The sequence below is a fragment of the Pontimicrobium sp. MEBiC01747 genome, assembly GCF_053601635.1.
The window spans coordinates 1-7,649 of the sequence record NZ_JBSHNS010000545.1; the positions used below are offsets into that span (position 1 = coordinate 1).

Genomic DNA, 7,649 nt, shown 5'->3' on the forward strand with positions numbered 1-7,649 from the left:
ATGGTAGACAGCCAGTGATAGGAACAGATGTAAAAGCATTATTTAAAAAAAGTAATGTGCATTGTGTTGGTAGAACTTTAGATGCTAATAAAGAGTCTATAATTTTTGAGAAAGAAACTATTTCGTCTATAAAAAATATTATATGGGCTACAGGATTTAAACCTAATTTTAATTGGATTGAAGGTGAACAAATGGATTCTAAAAATTATCCAAAAAACTATAGAGGTGTTAGTGAAACTAAAGGATTATACTATTTAGGTTTACCATGGCTACACACTAGAGGTTCGGCTACACTTGGTGGTGTACAAAACGATGCTAAATATTTAAACAATTATATTTTAAAAACAACACCCATTTATAAAAAAACAACAGAAGTAGTAAAAAAAGAACAATTAGTCTCAGTATAACAAAGTCTCAATAAAAACATCCTAAACTTATGTGGTTAAATGATTTAAAACGCAAAAGGGAAAAAGGCCCTTCGCTACATAAAGACGCATACACAGAATTTAACGATTCTACAAAATCTGTGCATGCTGGGCAATACAATGACCCAAAAACAGGAGCCTTAGGTACCCCTATTTATCAATGCTCTACATTCTATTTAAACGAAGCCTCGTATAAAGCTATAGAAGAAGGACGAGGAAGAGATGAAATGATATATTCTAGGTATGGAAATCCTTCGCAATGGAGTGTACAAGAAAAGCTATCATCATTAGAAAATGCAGAAAGTTCTATTGTATTTTCTTCTGGTATGGCAGCAATTTCCTCTACATTATTAGCCATTTTAGATAAAGGAAGCCATGTAGTCTCTTCAAGAGACATTTATGGAGGTACTTATAACTTTCTATACGAAGATTTATACCGTTACGGGATGTCTGTAACCTTTACCTCTCCTTCAGACATACAAGCTATTGAAAATGCAATACAAGACAATACAAAAGTGTTATATTTTGAAGCATTAACAAATCCGCTTTTAAAAATAACTCCAATACAAGATTTAGTTGCCTTGGCTAAAAAGTATAATTTAAGAGTCGTTATTGATAATACATTTTTAACACCATACAATGTAAAACCTTTAGATTTGGGTGTAGATTTAGTGGTTAATTCTGCGACAAAGTACTTAAATGGACATTCGGATTTAATTGGCGGAACGGTATCTGGCTCTAGAAAATTAATAGATAGGATATGGCCACAATTACTTAAAAATGGAGGTTCTATGGACCCTCATGCCTGTTTTATGTTAGAGCGTAGTTTAAAAACATTTGCTCTTAGAATGAGAACACATAATGAAAATGCTTTAAAACTGGCTCATTTTTTTGAAACTCACGACAAAATAAAAAGAGTCTATTATCCAGGTTTACCCTCACATACGCAACACGATCTTGCTTTATCACAGATGAAAGGAAAATACTCTGGTATGATAAGTTTTGAAATTGAAGGCGGTAATACTAACGCACACAAATTATTAAGTTACTTAAAATTACCAAAAGAAGCTACAAGTCTTGGCGGTGTAGAAAGTTTAATATCATTACCGTATAACACCTCTCAAGCCTCATTAACAAAAGAACAACAAAAAAATATTGGTATCAATGAAGGTCTTATACGCCTTTCTGTAGGCATAGAGGACATTGAAGACTTAATTTCAGATTTTAAACAAGCTATTAATAACGTATTTAAAAAAGAACTGGTATGCTAAATAATATTAATATCGCTGGACTTAGCGAGTTTACTAACGAAGTAAAAGATAGTAATAAAGAGGGCAAAGCATCTTATGGCATCTCTTTAGATTGGGTAAGTGGAACCAAGACTAAGGTAAAAACCAAAAACATGGTTTTAGGGGAACATAAAATTATAAGAGATTTTGAGTTTGTTATAGACGAACCCTCACAATTATTAGGTGTAAACCATGCGCCTAATCCAGCCGAATACATGCTAGGAGGTTTAGCTGGTTGCATGGCCGTAACTTTTATGGCCGGGGCTACTGCAATGAAAATAGAAATTAACAAGTTAAATATTGAAATTGACGGAGAATTAGACCTTAATGGTTTTTTAGGCATAGATAAGCAAGTTAATTCTGGTTTTCCTGAATTAAAATTTATTTTTAATGTTCAAGGTAATGGTACTCAAGAACAATACAATAAGCTAATAGAGCGAGTAATGCAACATTCTCCAAATTTTAATACTATAAAAAATGAGGTTAAAATGATAGGAGAATTAAAGATAGAAACTGAAGCATTATTAAATTAATACTATAACAAATCAATAAAAAAGGCCTACAGTTTAAAATAACTATAGGTCTTTTTTTATACACCCTTTAAACGTTCCCATAATGTAGACATTACTTTATTAAAGTCGCCTCTGTCTGGTTCAAATGGCAACATATTTAACCGATTTTTATCTTTAAATAATGTAAGATTAAAAACTGAGGAGGATTTGTCTTCCGTTTTAACAATTGGGTACCTTAAATCTTGATATGAAAAAGTATCATCTTCATTTTTTATAATATTATAGTACGCGTTACTAAACCAAGATAAAGCCTTTAAGTTTTTATAATCACTAATATCTATGGCTCTTTCTTTTGGCAACTCTTCCCAATCAGTAAAATTATTTTTTGAATCCAATAAAGAGTAAAACCCTACATAATAAGACGTTTCGGTTTCTGCAATACCGTACCATAAAATATTGTTTAAAATAGAAGGCTGTGTACTAAAACGTTGATAAGTAATCCCTTTTTCATTTAAAGTCTTTTTAAAAACAGAGTCTACATAAAATTTATTTCCAATTGTAAATAGTATATATAAAGAACTTAATCCAAACCCTAGTTTTAAATATAAACGCCGTGTATTTGTCTGTCGTTTATAAAACATTACCATAAGCATACAAATTAAAAAAGGAAGTGTATACATAGGGTCTGCCACTGCTATAGTATTAAAAGCTACTCTATAATTAGAAAAAGGAGCAAATAATTGTGTGCCATACGGTGTAAAACAATCTAAAATAGGATGTGTTAGTAAGGACCAAAAGAATAAATTAATCCAATCTTGTGTTGTCGTAGAATACTGTCGTTTCCCTGTATTATATAATTTATGAACGAGCCAACCAAAAAGGAAAGCACCTAAAATAGAAAATAAAATAGAGTGCATAAAACCACGATGAAACAACATAATATCAATCTCATTATTATATAATAAGCGACCAATAAAAACATCTAAATCTGGAATAGTACCACCAATAGCACCAAACAAAAGCGCCTTATTTCCTATTTTTTTTCCTAAAACAGCTTCTCCACAAGCAGCTCCAAGTACAATTTGAGTTATAGAATCCATATAAAACGCTAATTTACAGTAAGCAATTCAATTTGCATAACTTCTACTAAAATCGTAACATTACATTTCTTAAAAACCAAATGATAATGCAAGACGACAACCTTTCAGAAATAGATATAGAAGATCAAAAAATAATAGATAACAAAGAATTAAATATATGGGAGGCTTTAATACCTGTAGTTTTTTTAATGGCTTTATTAGCTTATAATATTTTCTTTGCAGATGGTGCTATGCTTGGAGATTACTCTAACCAATTAATTTTATTAATGGCAGGAGTTGTTGCTGCTGGTGTTGGTTTTTTCAATAAGGTATCGTTTGGTATTATGTTAAAAGAAATCTGGGAGAATTTAAAAAGTGTTTTTGTCCCTATCATGATATTATTTTTAGTTGGAGCTTTGGCTGGAACTTGGTTAATTAGTGGGATCATTCCTGCCATGGTATATTATGGATTGCAAGTGCTTAATCCTTCAATATTTTTACCAGCATCTGTAATTATTGCAGCAATAATATCTATTGCAACTGGTAGTTCTTGGACAACTTCTGCCACAGTTGGTATTGCATTAATAGGTATTGGTAGTGCTTTAGGTATACCAACTGGAATGATTGCTGGAGCTGTAATTTCTGGAGCATATTTTGGAGATAAAATGTCGCCTTTAAGTGATACAACAAACTTAGCACCTGCTATGGCGGGCACAGATTTATTTACGCATATTCGTTATATGACAATTACTACTGTACCAACCATACTAATAACTTTAATTGTATTTGCTATTTTAAGTACAACTATTGATACTACTGGTAGTGCAGATGTTAGCGGACTTTTAACAACTATAAATTCAACCTTTAATATTTCTCCATTACTTTTTATTGTACCAGGAGTTGTTATTGCTTTAATTTTATTAAAAACAAAGCCTTTAATAGCTTTAGGAACAGGGGTATTACTTGCTGCTGTATTTGCTTTTATATTTCAACCAGAAATATTAACGGGGCTATCTGAATCTAAATTAGGAGCAGTTGTTACTTCAATATTTACTGATACTCAAATTACTACAGATAATGAAAAATTAAATGATCTATTTAGCTCTGGCGGAATGAATGGTATGCTTTGGACAATATATTTAATATGCTGTGCCATGGTATTTGGAGGTGTCATGGATGCCATTGGAGCTTTATCTAGAATAACAAATGCTCTTTTATCTTTTGCTTCCACTGTTTTTGGTTTATTTGCCAGTACAGTAATAAGTTGTTTAGGCTTAAATGCAATTGCTTCAGACCAATATTTAGCCTTAGTTATACCAGGAAAAATGTTTAAACAAGCCTACGAAGATAAAGGCTTAGCTCCAGAAAACCTTAGTAGAACACTAGAAGATTCAGGAACAGTAACCTCAGTATTAATTCCTTGGAATACTTGTGGAGCTTACCAAAGTGGAGTGTTGGGCGTTGATGTTAGCCAATATTTTATGTACGCAATATTTAATTGGCTAAGTCCATTTACAACACTATTGTTTGCTGCACTTAATATTAAAATAAGGCAATTAAAAACTAGTAAATAAAACATAATACACTCATTTTCAATTACCATAAATAAATACTATTAAGAAATAAGTATTTAAAATTTTATTAATGTTCCAATTTCTCATGATGCAACGTATCTTTGCACACTGAAAAACGAATCATTAATTATAAAATTAAATACAATGGCAATAGTAGGAAAACAATTCCCAAACTTAAATGTGGATGCAATGAACGAAATGGGAGATACTTTCAAATTAAACGTTCTTGAAGAAGCAAAAAAAAATAAGAAAAAAGTATTACTATTCTGGTACCCAAAAGATTTTACTTTTGTTTGCCCAACCGAGTTACACGCGTTCCAATCTGCTTTAGCAGAATTTGAAAAGCGTAATACTATCGTTATTGGAGCCTCTTGTGATACTCCAGAAGTACACTTCGCTTGGTTAAACACTGCAAAAGATAATGGTGGAATTGAAGGTGTTACTTACCCGCTTTTAGCAGATTCTAACAGAAACTTAGCGTCTACTCTAGGAATTTTAGACGTTACTAATGAGCAGTATAACGAAGAAACCGGAGTGATAACTGTAGATGGTGATAACGTAACTTACAGAGCAACTTACTTAATTGACGAAGATGGTGTTGTATTCCATGAAGGTATTAACCATATGCCAGTTGGACGTAACGTAAACGAATTTTTACGTTTAGTAGATGCTTACACTCACGTACAAACAAATGGAGAAGTTTGCCCTGCAAACTGGGAAGAAGGAAAAGAAGCAATGGGTGCTAATAGAAATGCAACTGCAGAGTATTTAGCTGCTCACGTAAACTAATTTTGTCATGCTACAAGAATTAAGTCAAGACAATTTAAACGAAGTCGTTTCCAATAACGAAACTGTTGTTGTACAATATTCTGCAACATGGTGTGGCAACTGCCGTATTATGAAACCAAAAGTTAAAAAACTAGCTTCAGAGTTAGACAATGTAACATTTGTTATTGCAGATGCAGAAAAATTTCCAGAATCTAGACAGTTAGCAACTGTAGATAATTTACCAACATTTGCTACGTTTAAAAATGGAACTTTTGTAAACCAAGTACAAACTAACAAGTTCGACGTTTTAAAAGAATTAGTTAACGAAGTTATATAAAACAATACCGCTTCTAGTATACATTAGAAGCGGTTTTAACATGTTTTCATTTAAATATTAGAATTTATTCTAAGTAGAGTTGAAAAGCAAAAACGAAACTAAAATTTTCTATGAAATTACCCGTAATAAAACACTTAACACAATTTATTGAAAACAATGATGAAGATTACATTGTTGAAACTATAGAAACATTAGAAGCTTTAACAGAAGTTCCTTCTTTGAAAGATGAAGAACTAGATGTCATAGGAGAATTAATCTCTAATATGTATGGTGCAATGGAAGTGAATAAAATGATAAAGGAAGGAACACCGCAAAAAGAAGCTTTAAATAGTTTTATGAAACGTGTTTTAGGATCTATAGATAAATAGAAAAAGAAAAAATAATTACATTAAAAAATCCACTTTTTAGAAAGTGGATTTTTTTTTGATTGTCCGTTTTTACCATAATACTAATTATCGTGTCATGTTAAACTTGTTTCAGCATCACATAACACCTAAAAATATAGATGCTTCATGGTGAAAACCTAAAACAAGTTCAGGTTTACGGTAAACTTTATGATTGATACGGATATTCATTTTTTTTATTTTGTTAATACTATTTAAAACAATCAATAATAGCTTCAAAACCTTTTTCTTTAGCATAATCTAAAGCAGTTTTACCATCATTATCCTTTATGCTAATGTCTGCCTTATTGTTTTGCAGAAGCTTTATCATTTTTACTTGATTATACATTGAAGCAAATATTATTGGAGTTATGCCTTGATTATTTTTAGCATTTACATTTGCTCCATTTTTAATTAAAAGTGATGCTAAATCTATATTTCCTTTAAAAGAAACTCCTATAAGTGCTGTATTACCTAAAGCATCTGTATCGTCTACCAATGCATTATATTTAAGTAATAGCTCTACACACTCTTTTTTATCAAAATAAGAAGCAAATATTAAAGGTGTAAACCCTCTAGAGTCTTTAGCATTCACAATATTTGGGATACTTTTTATTTGTGCTTCTACACTAGTTTTATCTCCCAACTGAATGGCTTCAAATAACAATTTAATATCATCCATTATAATCCTTTTTATAAAATAAAATTGGAGTAAATATTATATTAACACCTACCCCAATAGTATCATTTATCTAATTCAATTTATTTTACATCGTAACGATCTAAATCCATCACTTTTGCCCAAGCTGCAACAAAATCGTTTACAAATTGTTCTTTTGCATCCTCACTTCCATAAACTTCAGCAACTGCTCTTAACTCTGTATTAGAACCAAAAATTAAATCTGCACGAGTTCCTGTCCATAATATATTACCAGTTTTTCTATCTTTACCTTCAAAAACTTTATCTTCAGGAGTTGTGGCACTCCATGTGGTTCCAAAGTCTAAAACATTAGTAAAGAAATCATTAGTAAGGCTACCCACATTATTTGTAAACACACCATGCTTAGAACCATCGTAATTAGCACCTAAAACACGAAGCCCACCAACTAAAACAGTCATTTCTGGAATAGAAAGTGTTAATAAGTTTGCTTTATCTACTAATAAATCTTCAGCAGCAACTTTTAAATCAGATTTTATATAGTTTCTAAATCCATCTGCCAATGGCTCTAAGTAGCCAAACGATTCTATATCTGTTTGTTCTTGAGAGGCATCTCCTCTACCT

At 31.4% G+C, this 7,649-nt stretch carries 8 protein-coding genes and 2 pseudogenes; 7 read left to right on the top strand and 3 right to left on the bottom strand.

Annotation, left to right across the window (positions count from 1 at the left end; all coding sequences use genetic code 11):
• From ACVC2P_RS17925 to ACVC2P_RS17935, 3 genes and pseudogenes are all read left to right on the top strand, one after another.
• A pseudogene (locus ACVC2P_RS17925) lies at positions 1 to 407 on the top strand (flavin-containing monooxygenase); the annotation flags it as partial.
• 29 nt (positions 408 to 436) lie between these two features.
• Positions 437 to 1,696, top strand: a complete 1,260-nt coding sequence (locus tag ACVC2P_RS17930) for a trans-sulfuration enzyme family protein (RefSeq protein ID WP_452599821.1) — start codon at positions 437 to 439, stop codon at positions 1,694 to 1,696.
• Entirely contained in the window at positions 1,690 to 2,247 is a 558-nt protein-coding gene (locus tag ACVC2P_RS17935; RefSeq protein WP_452599822.1) for an OsmC family protein, read from the top strand. The genes ACVC2P_RS17930 and ACVC2P_RS17935 overlap by 7 nt, the downstream gene beginning before the upstream one ends.
• 56 nt (positions 2,248 to 2,303) lie before the next feature.
• Here ACVC2P_RS17935 and ACVC2P_RS17940 read toward each other — a convergent pair whose 3' ends face one another.
• Positions 2,304 to 3,326, bottom strand: coding sequence for a metal-dependent hydrolase (locus ACVC2P_RS17940; protein ID WP_452599823.1), 1,023 nt, complete (start codon positions 3,324 to 3,326; stop codon positions 2,304 to 2,306).
• 86 nt (positions 3,327 to 3,412) lie between these two features.
• On the opposite strand from ACVC2P_RS17940, the gene nhaC reads away from it, so the two are divergent.
• From nhaC to ACVC2P_RS17960, 4 genes are all read left to right on the top strand, one after another.
• On the top strand, positions 3,413 to 4,879 hold the full coding sequence (gene nhaC, locus ACVC2P_RS17945) for a Na+/H+ antiporter NhaC (RefSeq protein WP_452599824.1): 1,467 nt from the start codon (positions 3,413 to 3,415) through the stop codon (positions 4,877 to 4,879).
• A gap of 144 nt (positions 4,880 to 5,023) precedes the next feature.
• Positions 5,024 to 5,668 carry a redoxin domain-containing protein gene (locus ACVC2P_RS17950; protein WP_452599825.1) on the top strand — a complete coding sequence of 215 codons (645 nt, stop codon included), beginning with the start codon at positions 5,024 to 5,026 and terminating at the stop codon, positions 5,666 to 5,668.
• Between the two features lie 7 nt (positions 5,669 to 5,675).
• Complete coding sequence (locus ACVC2P_RS17955) at positions 5,676 to 5,984, top strand: thioredoxin family protein (RefSeq protein WP_452599826.1); 309 nt, start codon at positions 5,676 to 5,678, stop codon at positions 5,982 to 5,984.
• Between the two features lie 110 nt (positions 5,985 to 6,094).
• Positions 6,095 to 6,352, top strand: coding sequence for a DUF6952 family protein (locus tag ACVC2P_RS17960; protein WP_452599827.1), 258 nt, complete (start codon positions 6,095 to 6,097; stop codon positions 6,350 to 6,352).
• Positions 6,353 to 6,578: 226 nt separating this feature from the next.
• Here the strand turns inward: ACVC2P_RS17960 and ACVC2P_RS17965 are convergent, their stop codons facing one another.
• Positions 6,579 to 7,049, bottom strand: coding sequence for an ankyrin repeat domain-containing protein (locus ACVC2P_RS17965; protein WP_452599828.1), 471 nt, complete (start codon positions 7,047 to 7,049; stop codon positions 6,579 to 6,581).
• Between the two features lie 80 nt (positions 7,050 to 7,129).
• Positions 7,130 to 7,649: pseudogene (locus ACVC2P_RS17970) on the bottom strand (catalase/peroxidase HPI); the annotation flags it as partial.